Annotated in this window: 17 protein-coding genes; 9 read left to right on the top strand and 8 right to left on the bottom strand. The window is 74.4% G+C overall.

Going from position 1 to position 17,813, the window contains the following annotated elements; genetic code table 11:
* Positions 1-37: 37 nt before the first annotated feature.
* Positions 38-724 carry a LuxR C-terminal-related transcriptional regulator gene (locus tag BJ968_RS09775; RefSeq protein WP_179751336.1) on the bottom strand — a complete coding sequence of 229 codons (687 nt, stop codon included), beginning with the start codon at positions 722-724 and terminating at the stop codon, positions 38-40.
* Positions 721-1,944, bottom strand: coding sequence for a PspC domain-containing protein (locus tag BJ968_RS09770; protein ID WP_218884964.1), 1,224 nt, complete (start codon positions 1,942-1,944; stop codon positions 721-723). The genes BJ968_RS09775 and BJ968_RS09770 overlap by 4 nt, the downstream gene beginning before the upstream one ends.
* Positions 1,945-2,058: 114 nt before the next feature.
* Between BJ968_RS09770 and BJ968_RS09765 the strand changes: the two genes are divergently transcribed.
* Genes BJ968_RS09765 through BJ968_RS09750 form a run of 4 tightly spaced genes read left to right on the top strand, consistent with a single transcriptional unit; the run spans position 2,059 to position 5,351 of the window.
* Positions 2,059-2,511 (top strand): PspC domain-containing protein, encoded by a 453-nt coding sequence (locus BJ968_RS09765; protein ID WP_179751333.1) that lies wholly within the window; start codon positions 2,059-2,061, stop codon positions 2,509-2,511.
* Positions 2,512-2,552: 41 nt separating this feature from the next.
* Complete coding sequence (locus BJ968_RS09760) at positions 2,553-3,968, top strand: PspC domain-containing protein (protein ID WP_179751331.1); 1,416 nt, start codon at positions 2,553-2,555, stop codon at positions 3,966-3,968.
* A complete protein-coding gene (locus tag BJ968_RS09755) occupies positions 3,965-4,267 on the top strand; it encodes a hypothetical protein (RefSeq protein WP_179751329.1) in 303 nt (100 codons plus the stop codon). The genes BJ968_RS09760 and BJ968_RS09755 overlap by 4 nt, the downstream gene beginning before the upstream one ends.
* A 10-nt stretch (positions 4,268-4,277) precedes the next feature.
* Positions 4,278-5,351, top strand: a complete 1,074-nt coding sequence (locus tag BJ968_RS09750) for a galactose-1-epimerase (protein WP_179751327.1) — start codon at positions 4,278-4,280, stop codon at positions 5,349-5,351.
* Between the two features lie 12 nt (positions 5,352-5,363).
* Here BJ968_RS09750 and BJ968_RS09745 read toward each other — a convergent pair whose 3' ends face one another.
* Both BJ968_RS09745 and BJ968_RS09740 read right to left on the bottom strand, forming a co-directional pair.
* Complete coding sequence (locus BJ968_RS09745) at positions 5,364-6,410, bottom strand: esterase-like activity of phytase family protein (RefSeq protein ID WP_179751325.1); 1,047 nt, start codon at positions 6,408-6,410, stop codon at positions 5,364-5,366.
* 64 nt (positions 6,411-6,474) lie between these two features.
* Entirely contained in the window at positions 6,475-7,719 is a 1,245-nt protein-coding gene (locus BJ968_RS09740) for a WD40 repeat domain-containing protein (RefSeq protein ID WP_179751323.1), read from the bottom strand.
* Positions 7,720-7,808: 89 nt separating this feature from the next.
* Between BJ968_RS09740 and BJ968_RS25595 the strand changes: the two genes are divergently transcribed.
* The 5 genes from BJ968_RS25595 (at position 7,809) to BJ968_RS09715 (ending at position 12,954) form a co-directional block, all read left to right on the top strand.
* On the top strand, positions 7,809-8,651 hold the full coding sequence (locus BJ968_RS25595) for a DNA-formamidopyrimidine glycosylase family protein (protein WP_179751321.1): 843 nt from the start codon (positions 7,809-7,811) through the stop codon (positions 8,649-8,651).
* Positions 8,652-8,802: 151 nt separating this feature from the next.
* Positions 8,803-9,723 (top strand): carbohydrate ABC transporter permease, encoded by a 921-nt coding sequence (locus BJ968_RS09730; RefSeq protein WP_179751319.1) that lies wholly within the window; start codon positions 8,803-8,805, stop codon positions 9,721-9,723.
* Positions 9,720-10,619: a carbohydrate ABC transporter permease gene (locus tag BJ968_RS24425; protein ID WP_425491486.1), complete on the top strand. Its 900-nt coding sequence runs from the start codon at positions 9,720-9,722 to the stop codon at positions 10,617-10,619. Before BJ968_RS09730 ends, BJ968_RS24425 begins: the two co-directional genes overlap by 4 nt.
* A gap of 24 nt (positions 10,620-10,643) precedes the next feature.
* Positions 10,644-12,005 (top strand): extracellular solute-binding protein, encoded by a 1,362-nt coding sequence (locus BJ968_RS09720; RefSeq protein ID WP_179751317.1) that lies wholly within the window; start codon positions 10,644-10,646, stop codon positions 12,003-12,005.
* A gap of 25 nt (positions 12,006-12,030) precedes the next feature.
* Positions 12,031-12,954 carry a glycerophosphodiester phosphodiesterase family protein gene (locus BJ968_RS09715; protein WP_179751315.1) on the top strand — a complete coding sequence of 308 codons (924 nt, stop codon included), beginning with the start codon at positions 12,031-12,033 and terminating at the stop codon, positions 12,952-12,954.
* Positions 12,955-12,999: 45 nt separating this feature from the next.
* Here BJ968_RS09715 and hisS read toward each other — a convergent pair whose 3' ends face one another.
* The 4 genes from hisS to BJ968_RS09695 form a co-directional block, all read right to left on the bottom strand.
* Positions 13,000-14,268 (bottom strand): histidine--tRNA ligase, encoded by a 1,269-nt coding sequence (gene hisS / locus BJ968_RS09710; protein WP_179751313.1) that lies wholly within the window; start codon positions 14,266-14,268, stop codon positions 13,000-13,002.
* Positions 14,269-14,380: 112 nt separating this feature from the next.
* Positions 14,381-15,859 carry a mannitol dehydrogenase family protein gene (locus tag BJ968_RS09705; RefSeq protein WP_343077930.1) on the bottom strand — a complete coding sequence of 493 codons (1,479 nt, stop codon included), beginning with the start codon at positions 15,857-15,859 and terminating at the stop codon, positions 14,381-14,383.
* A gap of 25 nt (positions 15,860-15,884) precedes the next feature.
* Positions 15,885-16,772, bottom strand: a complete 888-nt coding sequence (locus BJ968_RS09700; RefSeq protein WP_179751311.1) for a carbohydrate ABC transporter permease — start codon at positions 16,770-16,772, stop codon at positions 15,885-15,887.
* Positions 16,769-17,734, bottom strand: a complete 966-nt coding sequence (locus tag BJ968_RS09695) for a carbohydrate ABC transporter permease (protein ID WP_218884963.1) — start codon at positions 17,732-17,734, stop codon at positions 16,769-16,771. The genes BJ968_RS09700 and BJ968_RS09695 overlap by 4 nt, the downstream gene beginning before the upstream one ends.
* Between the last annotated feature and the right edge of the window lie 79 nt (positions 17,735-17,813).

Below are 17,813 nucleotides of genomic sequence, written 5' to 3'. Positions count from 1 at the left end.
CCGCGCGCTCACCGCACCCCGGAGCCCGTCGCGCCCCTCACAGCAGGCGCCGCGCCGCCGCCCACCGGGTCAGCTCGTTGCGGTTGGACAGCTGCAGCTTGCGCAGCACCGCCGACACGTGCGTCTCGACGGTCTTGACGGAGATGAACAACTCCTTCGCGACCTCCTTGTACGCGTAGCCGCGCGCGATGAGCCGCATGACCTCACGCTCGCGGGCCGAGAGCCGGTCCAGCTCGTCGTCGGCCGCGGCGACCTCCCCGGCCCCCGCGCCGAACGCGTCGAGGACGAAACCCGCCAGCCGCGGGGAGAACACCGCGTCCCCGTCGGCGACGCGGCGCACGGCCGCCGCCAGCTCGTCCCCGCTGATCGTCTTCGTGACGTAACCGCGCGCGCCGCGCCGAATCACGGCGATGACGTCGTCGGCCGCGTCGGACACCGACAGCGCCAGGAACCGCACCGGGGGCGTCGCGGACAGCAGGTGCGCCGACCGCGCGAGCACCTGCGCGCCGCCCGACCCCGCACCCGGCGCCGGGTTCTCGTCCGGGCCCGCGGGCAGGTGGACGTCCAGCAGCACGACGTCGGGCCGCAACCGCTCGACCGCCGCCACGGCCCCGGCGACGTCGGCGGCCTCGCCCACGACCTCCAGGTCGCCCGCGGTGGACAGTTCCGCGCGCACCCCCGAGCGCACCATGCGGTGGTCGTCGACGACCAGGACCCTGATCAAGCGTTCCCCCCCGGAACCCGCAACGTGACCTCCGTGCCGCCGTCGGCGGGCCGGCGGATCGAGGCCGACCCCCCGGCGCGCTGCATGCGGCCGATGATGGACTCCCGCACCCCGAGGCGGTCGCCGGGGATCTGGTCAAGGTCGAAACCCCGCCCGCGGTCGCGCACGAACACCTCCACCGCCGGGCCCACCGGCTCCCCGTACAGCGACACCGTGCCCCCCGCGTGCCGCCCCGCGTTCAGCAGCGCCTCGCGCGCGGCCTGGGCCAACGCGGACAGCCCGCGGTCCAGTTCCCGGTTGTCCAGGTCGCCGACGAGGACGACCTCCACGACGGCCCCCGAGACGTCCTCCACCTCGCTGGCCGCGGCCCGCAGCGCCGCCCCCAGCGTCCCGGCCGCCGTGCCGTGGTCGCCGTACAACCACTGCCGCAGCTCACGTTCCTGGCGGCGGGCCAGCCGGGCGACCTCCCCGGGGTCCGCCGAGCGCTTCTGGATGAGGGCCAGCGTCTGCAGCACCGAGTCGTGGACGTGGGCGGCGAACTCGGCGCGCTGCTGCTCGCGGGCCAGCGCGGCCCGCTCGGCGCCCAGGTCCTGCCACAGCCGCACCACCCACGGCGCCAGGACCAGCCCCACACCGCCCAGCACGACCGCCCCGGCCAGCGTCGACTGCCAGAACGTTCCGACGTCGCCGACGAGGACCACGACGAGCCCGGCGCCCACGACGACGAGGGAGGCCCCCACCAGGACGCGCAGCACCGCCCCGCGGCCGTCGGTCGACCCCTCCACGAGCCGGCGCCGCCGCGTCGCGTCGAGCTGGCTCCAGGCCAGCACCACGCCCGCGCCGCCGATGAGCAGCGGCACCACGAAACGCGCCGAACCGTGCACGAGGTTCATCGCCGGGACGAGCCCCACCCCCACCACGAGCGCCACGCCGACCAGCGCGTTGCGGTGGGCCAGCACCCACCCGGCCGGGTCGGGGCGCTGCGCGGGCGGCAGCTCCAGGTGCTCCTCGTCGGTCAGCAGCAACCACAGGACGAGGTACAGGACGACGCCGAAACCCCCCAGGAACACCGCGGCCAGGAACGCCGCGCGGACCCGGGCCGGCGGCAGCCCGGTGTGCTCGGCGACCCCGGCGGCCACCCCCGCCACCCGCCGCTGCCCGGTCCGCCGCAGCAGCGGCGGGCGGACCACCGGCCCCGCCGGGATCGTCTGCGTGCTCACGCCCCGATCGTGGCACGCGGCCGCGCCCCCGGGGATCCCCCGGGGGTCGGGTTCAGGGTCGGCTCAGGGTCGTCCCCGATGTGCCCGGGGCACCCCGCCGAGCAGTCTGGGGACATGACCTCGACCGAGCACCTCAGCTTCGACAAGGCCGGTTCCGCGAACGGTTCCGGGCACACCACCGACCAGGAGACCCCGATGACCGAGACCACCGGCGAACCCGCCACCCGCACCGCCGCCGACCGCTTCTTCGGCGCGGTCCGCCGCACCCGCCTCGTCCGCAGCCGCGACCGCTGGATCGCCGGTGTCGCCGGCGGCGTGGCCGAGCGGGCCGGGGTGAACCCGAACGTCGTGCGCGTCGCGTTCCTCGTCCTGTCGCTGTTCGGCGGCATCGGCCTGGGCCTGTACGGGCTGGCGTGGCTGCTGCTGCCCGACGCCACCGGCCGCATCGAGGCCCAGCAGGCCGTCCAGCGCGGTGACGTCTCCGGCGCCCTCGTCCTGGCCGTCGGCCTCGTCGTGCTCGACCTCGTCGTGGGCAACGGCCTGCTCGGGCTCGGCTGGGTCTTCTGACCCCGGGCACCGGTCGCACCGAGGAGTGGGAGGGTCGACCCGTGAGCACCCCGACGCGCCAGGACGCGAAGGTCTTCGCGGCCGTCCGCTCCTGCGGCGTCCAGCGCTCGCAGGACCGGTGGTTCGCGGGCATCTGCGGGGGCCTGGCCGAACGCCTCGACGTGGACCCGCTGCTGGTCCGCGGGGTCCTCGTCGCGCTGACCGCCGTGGGCGGGCTGGGGCTGGCGCTGTACGGCGCCTGCTGGCTGCTGCTGCCCGACGGCCGCCCCGAGGCCGGGGGCCGCATCGAGGCCGAGGCCGTCCTGCGCGGCGACGTGTCCGGCGCCGCCTGGCTGTCCGGCGCGCTCGTCGTCGCCGACCTGTCCCTGCCCCGCACCCTCCTGGGGGCCTTCAACGCCGAGTGGCGCGGCCCCGGCTGGGGTTTCCTCGTCACCGGTCTGGTCGCCCTCCTCGGCTGGTGGCTGCTGCGCGGTTTCACCGTCCCCCGCCGCGTGCCGCCCACCCGGCCGGTCTCGCTCGTCAAGGAGACCGCTGCGCCGCGCGCGGTGAGCGAACCCCAGGCGGGTTTCGGCTCGCCCACCGAGCGGCGCGCCGCGGCCCGCGAGGAAGCCCGCGCCACGGCCCGCGCGGCCGCCGAGCTCGCCCGGGAGGAGGCTCACCGCAAGGCCGAGGAGGCCCGGGAGAGGGCCCGCGAGCAGGCCGAGCGCGCCCGCGCCCGGCAGCGCCCGGGCTCCCCGCTGCTGGGGGCCGCGGTGGTCGGCCTCGCGCTGCTCGCCGCCGGCGGTGTCCTCGTCGCCGGCCTGCTCACCGACCCGCCCGGCCGCACCCTGCCGCTCGCGCTGGCCGCCCCCGTCGTCGTCCTGGGCCTCGGCGCCGTCGTGGCCGGCCTGCGCGGACGGCGCACCGCCCTCGTCGGGCTGGCCTGGCCGCTGGCGCTGTGCGCCGTCGCCACCTCCGTCGTGCCGCCGTCGTCGCAGTGGACGTGGCAGGTGGACCGCGCGTGGACGCCCACCGCGACGGCCGGTGCCGAGGAGGGGCTGAGCTCGGCCGTCGGGCTGCTGACCGTCGACCCCGGCCGCCTCGACGGGGACGCGACCGCCACCGTGGCCGCCGGCCGGCTCGACGTGGTCGTCCCCCCGGACGCCACGCTGCTCGTCGACGTCACCGTCTTGGCCGGGTCCCTGCGCTGGGCCGAGGGCGACGACGTCGTCGAGGTCGGCGCGCAGGCCGGCGCGGAGCAGCGGGACGGGGCGGACGTCGTGCGGGGCGGGCTGGACGTGCGCACCGTCCTGGCCGTCGGCCCCGGCGCCCGCGCCCTCGCCGACGCCGTCCAGGTCCGCGGCGACGACCCCGACGACTGGACCGTCCCGGCCGGGACCCCCGGGCTGCGGGCCGCGACGTGGGCCGGTGAGGTCCGCGTCGGCGCAGCCGGTTCGACCACCCTGGAGCAGCCGTGAACGCCACCGGCACCACCCCCGACCCGACCCCCGACCCGACCCCCGACCCGACCCCCGACCCGACCCCCCGCACGACCCCCCGCCCGGCCGCTCCGCGCGGCCCGAACGTGGGCGCCGTCCTCGGCGGGCTCGCCCTCGCCGCCGTCGCCGTCGCCGTCGGGCTGCACGAGCTGTTCGGCCTCGCCTGGGACTGGAGGTACTGGGCCGCGGGCGTCCTCGTGCTCGCCGGTTCCGGCGTCGCCGTCAGCGCGGTCGTCCGCGCGGCCCTCCACGGCGACGGCTGCGGCCGGTCCCGGTAGCGTCCGGTCCGTGGAGCACTCCGTGGGTTCGGTGGCGGTCGAGGAGAACTGGGGCCGGCTGGAGGACGGGACACCCGTCGGGCGCTGGGTCCTGGACGACGGGACGGTGGCGGTCGGGCTCGTCGAGCACGGCGCGCGCATCCAGTCCGTGCGGGCCCCCGACCGCGACGGCGTCCGCGCCGACGTCGCGCTCGGGTTCGCCGACCTCGCCCCCTACACCGGCAAGGGCCGCTCCTTCGGGGCCACGATCGGCCGGTTCGCCAACCGCATCGCCGGCGGCGCGTTCGTCCTGGACGGGCAGGCCGTCCAGATCCCCCCGACCGACCGGGGCAACGCGATCCACGGTGGGCCGCACCCGTTCTCGGAGGCCCGGTGGAGCGCCCACCCCGTCGAGGGCGCCTGCGGCGTCCGGTTCTCGCTGCTCAGCCCCGACGGCGACAACGGGTTCCCCGGGGCGCTGTCGGTGCACGTCACGTACGTGCTGCACGGGGGGCGGCTGACGGTGGAGTACGAGGCGACCACGGACGCGACGACCGTCCTGAACCTCACCAACCACGCCTACTGGAACCTGGCGGGCGACGGGTCGGGGACGGTCGACGCCCACCTCGTGCAGGTCGCCGCCGACACGTTCCTGCCGCTGGACCCGACGGGCCTGCCGACGGGGGAGTTCCGCGCCGTCGAGGGCACGCCGTTCGACCTGCGCGAGGCCGTCCCCGTCGGGTACCGCGTCGACGCCGACGACGAGCAGCTCGTCCTCGGCAAGGGTTTCGACCACTGCTACGTGCTCGCCGACGTCCCCGGCGGCCGGCGGGGGGCGACGTTCGCGGCGCGGGTCCACGAACCCGTCTCCGGCCGCACCCTGGAGGTGTGGACCGACCAGCCGGGCGTCCAGTTCTTCACGGGCGGTTCGCTGGCCGGGACGCTCGTCGGCAAGGCGGGCGCGACGTACGGGCCGCGCGCCGGGCTCGCGCTGGAGACCCAGGCCTTCCCGGACGCCCCCAACCACCCGGAGTTCCCGACGACGGTGCTGCTGCCGGGCGAGGAGTTCAGCAGCGTCACCGAGTTCCGCTTCTCCGTCTCCTGACCCGGCCGCCGCTCAGCCCGCGCGGACGGGCAGCGTCACGGCCAGGTCGTACAGCCGCGTCGTCTGCGTGGGGCGCTCGTTGTCGTCGCTGACCAGCAGCACCGACAGCCGCCGGTCGCCCTGGTTGGCCAGGACCGTCATGCCCTCGACGTTGTCCAGCAACGGGTTCAGCTGCGGCTGCTCGGCCGTCGCGCCCAGCGCCGGGCAGGTGACGAGGTCGGCCAGCAGCGTCTTGGGCAGCGCCTCGTCCCCGGTCAGCACGGGGACCGCGCTGACGTCGGTGCCGGTCGCGGGGTCGGTGACGTACAGCCGCACGGTGTTCCCGACCTGCGCGAGGAACTCCCGCTCCAGGACCAGCAGCCGCCCGTCGGGCGTCGCGGCGACCTCGGGGACCCCCAGGCCGGGGTCCACCTGGTAGGCGTACTGCGCGCCCGGCTCGAACGGCGCGTCCAGCGCCGCGCGGTGCCAGGTCTGGAGGCGGACCTCGCGGTCGGGGTCGCCGACGAGCCCCTGCTCCAGGCCGGAGAACAGCGTCAGCCCGTCCGCCGACAGCGTCAGGCTCTCCAGGGACAGGTTCTCCTGCGCCCGGCCCCGCGGGGCGGTGCGGAAGTCGGCGGGGACCTCCAGGCTGCCCAGGACCCGCCCGTCGCGGGCGTGGTGCCGGATCGCCGGGCCCACCTCCGAGGACACCCACAGCGTGCCGTCGCGGTCGACGACGAGACCCTCGCTGTCCAGCTCACCGCCCTGCTCGTCGCGCAGCGCCACCACCCCGACCGGTTCGCGGGTCGTGCCGTCGAGGGTGAACAGCTGAGAGCGGTCCGACAGGGCCAGCAGCGACCCGTCGGAGGTGCGGCCCAGCGCGGACAGGCCCGCGACGGGCTGCCCGCCGGAGGTCGTCTCGTCGAGCCGGTCGGAGAACCCGCTGAGCGCCACGGAGGCGCTGCACCGGGCGGGGGCGGCGCGCGTGGCGGAGGGGGAGGGCGCGGCGGAGGCCGCGGTGACGGCGGTGACGGGGACCAGGACGGTGGCCGCGACGAGGGCGGCGAGGCTTCTCCTCACAGCGCACGAAACTAGGAGGGTGGCGGGGACCACCCGGTGACGCCGGGGCGAAGGGACGGCGAACTCATCCCCGGCTGGGGTCGCGGGCCCACTCCGGCACGGCCGACAGCCGCTGGAACTCCTCGTGGCGCCGGCGCAGGCCGACGGTCGCCGGCAGCGACAGCAGCGCCGCCCCCACGACCAGCGTGATCCGCAGGGGCAGCGGCCACGGCCCGCGGTCGACGTCCACCGACGCCACCGGGACCGCCCGCGGCAGCAGGGCCGTGGCCAGGGACAGGTCCGACACCGCGTACCCCCCGGCGCCCGTCGGCACCGCGAAGAACGACGACGACGCGCTCGTGCGGACGTCCGTGCGCTCGACCCGGACCAGCCCCGGCTCCCCGCCGCTCACCCCGCCCGTCGCGGCCTCGTGCACGACGACGTCACCGGACAGCCACCCGAGGACGTCGCCGCGGCCGGTCACGGGCGGGGGAGCGGACCGGCCGGGGGCGGTGGGGACGAAGTCCAGCCGCCGGCCGGCGTCGGAGACGGCGATGAGCTGCCCGTCCGGCGACCAGGCCGCCCCGCCGGACAGGGTCTCTCCGGCCGGGACGGGCAGGTCGTCCCCGGCCCCCGTGGCCGGGTCGACGACGCGCAGGACGTCCGCACCCGGCGCCTGCAGGGCCAGCCGGGAACCGTCGGGGGAGAACGCGGCCGCGGCGACGTCCCCGGCCCCCGGGACGGCCGTCGCGCGGCGGGTGCCGACGTCGAACACGAACAGCGGGCCGGCGGGGTCGGCCGTCGTGGCGTCCGCCCCCACGTAGGCCAGCCGCCTGCTGTCCGGGCTCCACGCCAGGGGCACGACGCCCGGCGCCCCGGGGACCACGTGCTCGCGGGTCTGGCCCGTGCCCACGTCGACGAGCGCGACCTCCGAACCCCCGGTGGTCGTGCGCCGCGTCCCGACCGCGACCGTGCGGCCGTCGGGGGACAGGCTCACCGGGACCGGGCGCGCCGCGCGGGCCGGCGGGCGCGTCGTGACGGTCCCGGTGGTGAGCCGGCGGACGGTGCCGCCGTCGTCGCCCACCACGACGGTGCGCGGCAGGTCGCCGACCATCGGCCCGGTCCCCTGCCGGTACAGGACGAGCGCGCGGCCCACGGGGTTGGTGGCCAGCGCGGCCGTCATCCGGCTGGGGCCGGGGAGCTCCTGCGGGACGGTCGCGCGGGCCGCCGCGCGGCGGTGCGAGGGGAGCGCCGCGAACGCCAGGACGGTGGCGACCCCGACGAGGAGGACGCAGAACGCCACGACGAGGGGTAGCCGGCGCGAGCTCATGCCTCAGCTTCACCCCACCGGTCCGGTCCAGCCAGTCGTCGGGTGGCGCTCCCCGTGCGCGGGCTCCCGCCGTCCGGCACGGTGGGCCGGTGCCCGAAGGTGACACCGTCTTCCTGCTGGCCCGCAGGCTCGACGCCCGGCTGACCGGCCTGGCGGTCCGGCGCAGCGACCTGCGCGTCCCCCGCTTCGCGACGGCCGACCTGCGGGGCGCGCGCATCGCGGGGACCGTCTCGCGCGGCAAGCACCTGCTGACGCGCTTCGACCCGGCCGACAGCGACCTGCCCGGGCCCACGACCCTGCACACCCACCTGCGCATGGACGGGGAGTGGACGGTGCTCGGGCCCGGCAAGCGGCCACCGGCCCGGTTGTGGCCGGACGTGCGGGTGCTGCTGGCCACCGACGGCCCGACCGCGCTGGCGCTGCGGATGCCCGTCGTGGAGCTCCTGCCGACCGACCGGGAGGGTGACGTGGTGGGGCACCTGGGCCCGGACCTGCTCGACGCCTCCCGCACCGTGGACGACCGGGTCGCGGCCGCCGTGGCGAACCTGGCCCGCCGTCCCGAGCGGGGGCTGAAGGCCGCGCTGCTGGACCAGCGCAACCTCGCGGGCCTGGGGAACCTGTGGGCCGACGAGCTGTGCTTCCTGCGCGGCCGGTCGCCGTGGACGCCGGTCGGGGAGATCGGCCTGGAGCCGCTCGTGCGGCTGGCCGTGAAGCTGCTGACGTTCTCCGTCGGCCCGTCCGGGGCGCCGCAGGTCACGACGGGCGACACCCGGCCGGGGCGGCAGCACTGGGTGTCGGGCCGGGCGGGCAAGCCGTGCCTGCGCTGCGGGACGACGGTGCAGGTGCGCGCGGAGGTCCCCGGGGACCCCGAGCAGCGCCGGACGTGGTGGTGCCCGCACTGCCAGCCGGGCCCGCCCGCGCCACCGGGGTGAACGCGCGGTGACGCGCACCGGCCCACCGGACGGGGCAGGTGAACAGTCGATGACGGTTGGGCCCCCGCGGGCGTGAAGTGGTCAGGAGGGGCCGGGAACCCGAACTAGGGTTCCTCCCGTCCAGCCCACTCCTTCCTGGGAGGAGGTCGCGTTGACGACCCTCCACCAGGTTCCCGCAGCGCGCCACCGGAGAACCCCGTGGACGTCGTGGGGAACCTTCCTGCTCCTCGCTGGGCCCAACGTCGCGCTCCTCGTCCTGTTCGTCTACAAACCCCTCGTCCAGAACGTGCAGTACTCGCTGCTGCACTGGAACCTGGGGTCGGACCGGGCGACCCCCGTCGGCCTGCAGAACTACGTGAACTACTTCCAGGACCCCCGGACGCCCTCGGTCCTGCTGACGACGCTCGTCTTCGCGGTCGTCACGGTCGGCGGCTGCATGGCCCTGGGGCTGGCGACGGCCCGGCTCCTGGACCGCCGGCTGCGGGGGCGCACGTTCGTCCGCGCCGTCGTCTTCGCGCCCTACGTCCTGTCCGGCGTCGCGGTCGGCATGTGCTGGCTGTTCGTGTTCGACCCGCAGTACGGGCTGGTGTCCGGCCTGCTGCGCGCGGTCGGGATCGCGTCGCCGAACTGGTACAACGACCCCGACTGGGCGCTGGCCATGGTCTGCATCGTGTACCTGTGGAAGTACGTCGGCTACGTCGCGATCATCTACCTGGCTGCGCTGCAGTCGGTCCCGGCGGACCTGCTGGAGGCCGCGCAGATCGACGGGGCCTCCCCGCTGCGGCAGTTCTGGTCGATCGTGTTCCCGCTGCTGTCGCCCACGACGTTCTTCCTGGGCGTCACGGTGTTCATCGAGTCCAACGCCGGTGGGTCCTTCGACATCATCCGCGCCATGACGAAGGGCGGGCCCCTGGAGGGCACGACCACGATGGTCTACCAGGTCTACCAGGAGGCGTTCGTGGACGGTTCCGCCGGCTACGCCTCGGCCATCGCCACCCTGCTGTTCCTCGCCCTGCTCGTCGTGACGGTCGTCCAGATGGTCGTCGTCGAACGGAAGGTGCACTACCGGTGAGCGTGGAGACGAAGACGACGTCGGGGTCGGGCCGCATCCCCGCTCCCCGTCCCTCCGGCCGGGAACCGCGGGGACCGGAGCGCCGCGTCGACGTGCTCGGGTACGCCGGCCTCGTCGTGGCCGCGCTCGTCATGGTCGTGCCGATGCTGTGGGTGCTGCTGGCGTCCTTCAAGCAGCGCGACGAGATCTACACGATCCCGGCGCGCTGGCTGCCGGGCGCCCTGCACTGGCAGAACTACGCCGACGTCTTCGCGACCGTCCCGTTCGCCCACTTCCTGCTCAACAGCGTCATCACGACGGTGCTGGGCGCGGGGCTCAAGGTCGTCCTCGGCCTGATGTGCGCGTACGCCCTGGTGTTCGTGGAGTTCCCCGCCAAGCGGATCGTGTTCCTCCTCGTGCTGGCCGCCCTCATGGTCCCCCCGCAGGTCACGCTCATCCCGAACTACACGCTCATCGCGCAGCTCGGCTGGCTGAACAGCTACCAGGGCATCGTCCTGCCGGGGCTGGCGAGCTCGCTCGGGACGTTCCTGTTCCGGCAGCACTTCCAGACCCTGCCGGTCTCGGTCCTGGAGGCCGCGACCCTCGACGGTGCGGGGCACTGGCGGCGGCTGTGGCAGTTCGTCGTGCCGCTGTCCGCGCCCACCGTCTCGGCGGTCGCCCTCGTCTCGGTCGTCAGCGAGTGGAACCAGTACCTGTGGCCGCTGCTGGTGACCGACCGCGCGGACATGATGACGCTGCCGGTGGGGCTGACCCTGCTGCAGAACAACGACGGCATCACCAACTGGGGTGTCCTCATGGCCGGCACCGTCCTGGTGATGCTGCCCGTCCTGCTCGTCTTCCTCTTCTTCCAGCGCCGCCTCGTGGCCGGTCTCGCCGCCGGCGCGCTGGCCAACTGATCCACCGAGAACCAGGAGAAACCCGTGAACAGCTCGTCCTTCGTGGTGCCCCGGCGCGGGGTCCTCGGCCTCGCCGGTCTCGGTGCCGCCGCCCTCGGCGCCGCCGCCTGCTCCGGCCCCTCGACCGCCGCCTCCGACGACGGCACCGCTGCGGCGTCCTCGACCGACTGGTCGAAGGTCACCCCCGCGGGCACCGTCACCGTCTGGACGAACCACCCGGGGTCCTCCCAGGCCGTCGAGGCGGAGTTCCTGACCCGCTGGGCGAAGGAGAACCCCGACATCGACGTCGAGTTCGTCACTGCCGGCGCGAACTACGACGAGATCTCGCAGAAGTTCCAGGCCGCCCTCACCGGCGCCGACCTGCCCGACCTGGTGCTGCTGAGCGACGTCTGGTGGTTCCGCTACGCCCTCAACGAGCAGCTCGCCCCGCTCAAGGAGCTGCTGCCCGCGGCCGGGGTGGACACGGCCAACTACCAGCAGGGCCTGTTCGCCGACTACCAGTACGACGGTGAGCAGTGGGCCGTCCCGTACTGCCGCTCCACGCCGGTCTTCTACTACAACAAGGCGCACTGGGCGGCGGCCGGGCTGCCCGACCGCGGCCCGCAGACCTGGGACGAGTTCGCGCAGTGGCTGCCGAAGCTCAAGGCCGCGGGCACGGGGGCGCAGGCCCCCTACGGGCTGGGCAAGGGCACCGGTAACGCGTCCTGGATCTTCCAGAACCTGATCTGGGGGATGGGCGGCGCCCTGTCCGACGAGTGGACCATGACCGTCGACAGCGCCGAGGTCCTCGCGGCCAGCGACTACCTGCGGAACTACGTCATCTCCGGCTGGGCCGCGGTGTCCTCCTCCGACCAGGCCTCCGACTTCGGCGCGGGCCTGTACTCCTCGGTCATCGCGTCCACCGGCTCGCTGTCGGGCATCCTCAAGGCCGCGAACTTCGAGGTCGGCAACGCCTTCCTGCCCGGCGGCACCGCCGGGCAGTTCACGCCGACCGGCGGGGCCGGGTTCGCGATCCCCGCCAAGCGCACGCCCGAGCAGCAGCTCGCCGCGGCGAAGTTCCTGGCGTTCCTCGCCGAGGACGACAACACCGCCTACTTCTCCCAGAACACCGGCTACATGCCCGTTACCACGGGCGCCGTGGACTCCGCCACGATGCAGGAGGTCTACGCGCAGACGCCGCTGTTCAAGACCGCCGTCGACCAGCTGGAGAACGTCCGCAAGCAGGACAACGCGCGCGTGTTCGTCCCCGGCGGCGACCAGTCCACGGTGACGGCGTGGGAGAAGGTCATGCTGCAGGGGACCCCCTCGAAGGACGCCTGGGGCACCGCGCAGCAGGAGGTCCAGCGGTCCTACGAGGCGGACGTCGAGCCGCTGCTGAAGTCCTGACCCGGACGACTGGGAGCCCGGAACCGTGACCCGACCGCTCGTCATCGCCCACCGCGGCTACTCCGCCGCGGCCCCGGAGAACACCCTCGCCGCGTTCGAGGCGGCCCTGCGCGCCGGCGCCGACCTCCTCGAGCTCGACGTGCGGCTCGACGCCGACGGGGTGCCCGTCGTGCTCCACGACGACACCCTCGACCGCACCTCGGACACCGCCGGTGCGGTCGGGGACCTCACCGGCGCGGCCCTGCGCTCCGTCGACGCCGGGGCGTGGTTCGCCCCGGCGTTCGCCGGGCAGCGCGTCCCGACGCTGCGCGAGGTCGTCGACGTCGTGGCCCGGTCCGGCTCCGCCGGGCTGCTGGTGGAGTTCAAGGGCGCGTGGACGCCGGCCGACGCGGCCGGAGCGGTCGCGTCCCTGCGGACGGCCGGGGTGGCCGCACGCAGCGTCGTCCAGAGCTTCGACCGCGGCACCGTGGCGGCCCTGCGCGACGTCGCCCCCGACGTCCGCCGGGCGCTGCTGGTGCTCCACCCGGGCCCGGTCGAGCCCGACGAGCTGGAGCAGTCGTTCCGGGACCTGGCGGGCGACCCGTTCACGGCGCTGTCCACCCCGACCGGGGTGGCGCGCGAGCAGGCCGCCCGCGCCGTGGCCGAGCTCGGTGTCGTCGCGGTGAACCCGTACGCCGCCGCGCTCGTCGCCAGCCCGCACGTCGTCGCCGAGTACCACGCGGCGGGGGTGGCGACGTACCCCTACACCGTCGACGAGCCCCGGTTGTGGGCCGACCTGCTCCGCCACCGGGTCGACGGGATCATCACGAACGACCCCGGGCGGCTCCGCGGGTTCCTCGACGCGCGCGAGGTCCGCGCCACGCAGGACGGGGCCCTCGAGGACCGGCAGGAGCTCACGCTGGCGGCGACCCGGCAGGGTCACGCCGCCGCGCGGCTCACCCCCGCCTGACCACCCCGCGGTGATCGAGCACGGAAGTGCTCGATCACCGGGGGTTCAGGAGGCGGTGAGGGGGGCGGGGTCGGAGAACTCCAGCGCGCCGTCCTCGCCGACGCGGGCCCGCACGACCTGCGAGTACCCCTCGGCGACGAGCGCGTCGAACAGCGGCTGCAGGCGCTTGGCCTGCTTCACGAGCGCGACCCGCGCGCCCGTCGCCCGCAGCTCCGCCTGCCGGCGCAGCAGCGCGCCGGCGTCCGCGCCCGCGGGGTGGACGAGGGCGATCGCCCCGGCCGGGTCCGCGGGCAGCGCGAGCTCGTCGATGATCCGCTCGAACCCGATGGAGAACCCCGCGGCGGGCAGGTCGCGGCCGGAGAAGCGGCCGACCATGTTGTCGTAGCGGCCGCCGCCGGCGATCGACGAGCCGCCGGTGGGCAGCGACATCTCGAAGATGGGGCCCGTGTAGTACCCCATGCCGCGCACGAGCGTGACGTCGAACTGCACGTCCAGGTCCGGGGCGGAGACCGCCAGCGCCGCGGCGATCCCCTGGAGCCGCTCGACCGACTCCGCGGGCACGGCCTCGGGCAGCGCGCCGTCGCCGAGCCGGGCCACGTCCCGCAGGGGGAGCAGACCGGTCAGCGACTTCTCCAGCGCCGCCACCGCGTCCTCGGCGAAACCCTTCGCGCGCAGCTCCGCGAGCACCCCGTCCAGGCCGATCTTGTCGTTCTTGTCGACGGTGACGAGGACGCTGCCGTGGTCGTCGGCGGCGAAACCGCAGCCCTCCAGCAGACCCGTCAGCACACCGCGGTCGTTGAGGCGCAGGGTCGTGCCGGTCAGGCCCAGCCGGGTCAGCGCCGTGTGGGTCGCCGTGACGAGCTCGACCTCGGCGAGGGAGCCGGGCTCGCCGACGATGTCGATGTCGCACTGCACGAACTGGCGGTAGCGGCCCTTCTGCGGCCGCTCGGCCCGCCACACGGGACCGATCTGCAGGGCCTTGAAGGGCATCCGCAGCGCCGCGGCGTTCGAGGCGACGTACCGGGTGAGGGGCACCGTGAGGTCGAAGCGCAGGCCCAGGTCGGCGGCGTCGGCGGGCAGCAGCGGCTCGTCGGCGGGCAGGCCCCGGCGCATGACCTTGAACAGCATCTTCTCGTTCTCCCCGCCCTGCCCGGACTCCAGGCGGGACAGCTCCTCCAGGGCCGGGGTCTCGACCTCGTCGAACCCGAAGGAGCGGTAGACCTCCCGGATCACGTGCAGCGCGTGCTCCCGGCGGGCCTTCTCGACCGGCAGGACGTCGCGCATGCCCCGTGCGGGGACCACCTTGGAAGCCATGGGTCCATCGTAGGGGCCCGGGTGGCGCCGACCTCCTCGCGATCGGGCACGGCACCCCCGCGGTCGGGCACGGCGCGGGGGTGCCGTGCCCGACCACGAGCGGCCGGTCGCCTCAGCGCCCGACGAGGTCCTCCAGCGTCGCGCGGGCGCCCTTGGCGTGCAGGGACGCCAGCGTCGAGGTGTACTCGGCGACGAACGCCTCGTCGTCGACGAGGTCGCCGAACAGGGACCGGTCGGCGATGAAGGCCGTCGGGTCCTCCCGGTTGCGCCGGGCGGTGGCGACGATCCGGTCGGCGATCCGGTCGGAGACCTCGATCGGCTCGCCCTGCTCGTCGACGCCCTCGGCGTAGCGGGCCCAGCTCGCCACGACGGCCGCGGAACGGAAGAACTCCCCGCCGGTGGCGAGCTGCTGCTTGATCACCGGGATGAGCCACTTGGGGATGCGGTCGGAGCTCTCGTTGCACAGCCGGGCGACGGTGTCGCGGACCTCGCCGTTGGAGAACCGGCTGATGAGCTCGTGCCGGTAGGCGTCGAGGTCGATGCCGGGGACGGGGGCCAGCGTGGGGGTCCCCTCGCGCTCCATGTAGCCGAGCAGGAAGCGCGCGAACAGCGGGTCCTGCGCGACGTCGTGCACGAGCCGGTAACCGGCGAGGTAGCCGAAGTAGCACAGGGCCTGGTGGCTGGCGTTGAGCAGCCGCAGCTTCATGAGCTCGTACGGCTCGACGTCGTCGACCACCTGCACCCCGGCGTCCTCGTACGGGGGCCGGCCCAGGCCGAAGTCGTCCTCCAGGACCCACTGCACGAAGGGCTCGCACACGACCGGCCAGGCGTCCTCGACGCCGAACCGCTCGGCCACCTCGGCGCGGTCGGCGTCGGTGGTGCCGGGAGTGATGCGGTCCACCATGGAGTTCGGGAACCGCACCTCCTGCGCGATCCACGCGCCGAGCTCGGCGTCCTTGGCGGTGGCGAAGGCCGTGAACACCTTCCGCGCCACGTGCCCGTTGCCCTGGATGTTGTCGCACGACATGACGGTGAACGGCGGGACCCCGCGGTCGCGGCGGCGGCGCAGGGCCTCGGTGACGAGGCCGAACGTGGTCCGCGGCGCGGCGCCCGCCGCGAGGTCGGCGGCCACCCCCGGCTCGTCGAGGACGAACTCGCCGGTGACGGCGTCGATGTTGTAGCCGCCCTCGGTGACGGTGAGGGACACGATGCGGATGCGCGGGTCGGCCATCACCTCGACCGCGGCGTCGGGGTCGTCGGGGGCGAGGGTGAAGTCGAGGATGGACCCGACCACGCGCGGTTCGCGGGACCCGTCGGGGGCCTTCAGGACGAGGGTGTAGAGCCCGCCCTGGGCGTCCATGACCTCCTTCATCCGCGCGTCGTGCGGCAGGACGCCGAGGCCGCGGATGCCCCAGTCCAGCGCCTTCCCCTCGTTCATGAGCCGGTCGAGGTACATGGCCTGGTGCGCGCGGTGGAAGCCGCCCACGCCGAGGTGGACGATCCCCGGCGTGACCTGCGTGCGGTCGTAGCCCGGGACGGGGACCTCCCGGCCGATCGCGGCGAGGTTGTCGGGGGTCAGCGGCAGGCTCACAGGAGTTCTCCGAACGTCGGGACGATCACTTGACGGCACCCATCGACAGACCCTGCACGAGCTTGTCCTGGGCGGCGAAGCCGGCGACGAGCACGGGCAGCGAGATGACCGTGGCGGCCGCGCACAGCTGGGCCAGGAACAGGCCCTGGCTGGTGACGAAGCCCGTGAGGAACACCGGCGCGGTCCCGGCGATGGTGCCGGTCAGGGTGCGGGCCAGCAGCAGCTCGTTCCAGCTGAAGATGAAGCAGATCAGCGCGGTGGCCGCGACCCCGGGCATGGCGACGGGGCGGACGATGGACCACAGCATCCGGATGAGCCCGGCGCCGTCGATGGAGGCGGCCTCGAGCATCTCCCCGGGCACCTCGGCCAGGAACGACTGCATCATCCAGACGGCGATCGGCAGGTTCATCGACGTGTAGAGGACGATGAGCAGCCAGACGTTGTCCAGCGTGCCGGTGTTCGTGGCGAACAGGTACAGCGGCAGCAGCCCGGCGACCAGCGGCATGAACTTCGTAGACAGGAAGAAGAACATGACGTCGGTCCACTTCTCGACCGGGCGGATCGACAGCGCGAACGCGGCCGGGATCGCCAGGCAGAGCACGAGGAGCGTCGAGATCAGCGAGGCCATCGCGGAGTTCAGCAGCGGCGCCACGGGGCCCGCGGACAGGAAGGACCGGTACCCGTCGAGGGTGAGGGCGGCGGCGATCGAGGGCGGGTTGGTCGCCGCGTCGGGCTCGGAGTGCAGGGACGTCAGGACCATCCACAGCACGGGCAGGACGAACAGGATCCCCACGATCCAGGCCAGGACGCCCCACAGCGGCCTGCTGCGGTTCAGCTCGCGGGCGCGCTGCTCCTTCTTCGACGTCGGGACGTTGGTGCCCGGGAGCGTCGCGGTGACGCTGGCAGTGCTCATCGGCCGGCCTCCTGCTTGAACATGCTCGACACGACGCGCAGGGCGAAGGTCGCGACGATGATGGTGGCGATGACGACGACGACGCCCATCGCCGAGGCCAGCCCGTAGTCGTGGGCCGAGAACACCGTCTGGTAGATGGTGTAGGGCAGGTTCGCGGTGCCCAGCCCGCCGGCGGTGATGGTGAAGACGGCGTCGAAGTTCTGCACGATGTAGATGGCGCCGAGCAGGCCGCCCAGTTCGAGGTACTGGCGCAGGTGCGGGAACGTGAGGTAGCGGAAGATCTGGAAGCCGGTGGCGCCGTCCATGCGGGCGGCCTCCTCGGCGTCGGCGGGCTTGGACTGCAGGCCGGCCAGCAGGATCAGCATCATGAACGGCGTCCACTGCCAGATGAGGGACACCTCGATGGCGATCTTCGGCGCGGCCGACAGCCAGTCCGGCTGCGGGGCGCTGTCGGAGCCGAAGAGCTTCCAGACCGCGTTGAGGACGCCGTTGAGCAGGCCGTAGTTCGGGTTGAACAGGGCGTGCTTCCACAGCAGGGCCGCGGCGATGGGGACGACGAGGAAGGGGGCGATCATCATCGTGCGCACGGCCCCGCGGCCGGCGAACTTCCGGTCCAGCAGCAGGGCGATGAGCATGCCCAGGACGAGGCTGACCAGGACGACGGTGACGGTGAGGACGACGGTGTTCACGACGGCCGAGCGCAGCTGCGCGTTGGTGAAGACGGAGACGTAGTTGCTGACGCCGCCGAAGCCGCGGTCCTGCGGGTAGTACGAGTTCCAGTTCATGAACGAGATGACGATGGTCGCCAGGAACGGCACCTGCGTCACGACGATCGTGAAGATCAGCGCGGGCAGCAGGGGCGCGCGGCGGGCCCAGTCGGCGGCCCGGCGCGCCGAACCGGCCCGGGCCTGAGGCCGGTCCGGGCCCACTGTCGTGTGGTTGTGGGCGGTGCTTGCACTCATGGAAGGACGTCCTTCACGCTGGCGGGAGCCGACGACGGGGGAGTCCGCAGGCCCCCGGAGGACCGGGGGCCCGCGGCGG

This window comes from Kineococcus aurantiacus (genome assembly GCF_013409345.1).
GTDB lineage: Bacteria > Actinomycetota > Actinomycetes > Actinomycetales > Kineococcaceae > Kineococcus > Kineococcus aurantiacus.
Note: the sequence above shows the minus strand (reverse complement) of the source record. Positions and strands in the feature narration are given on the sequence as shown.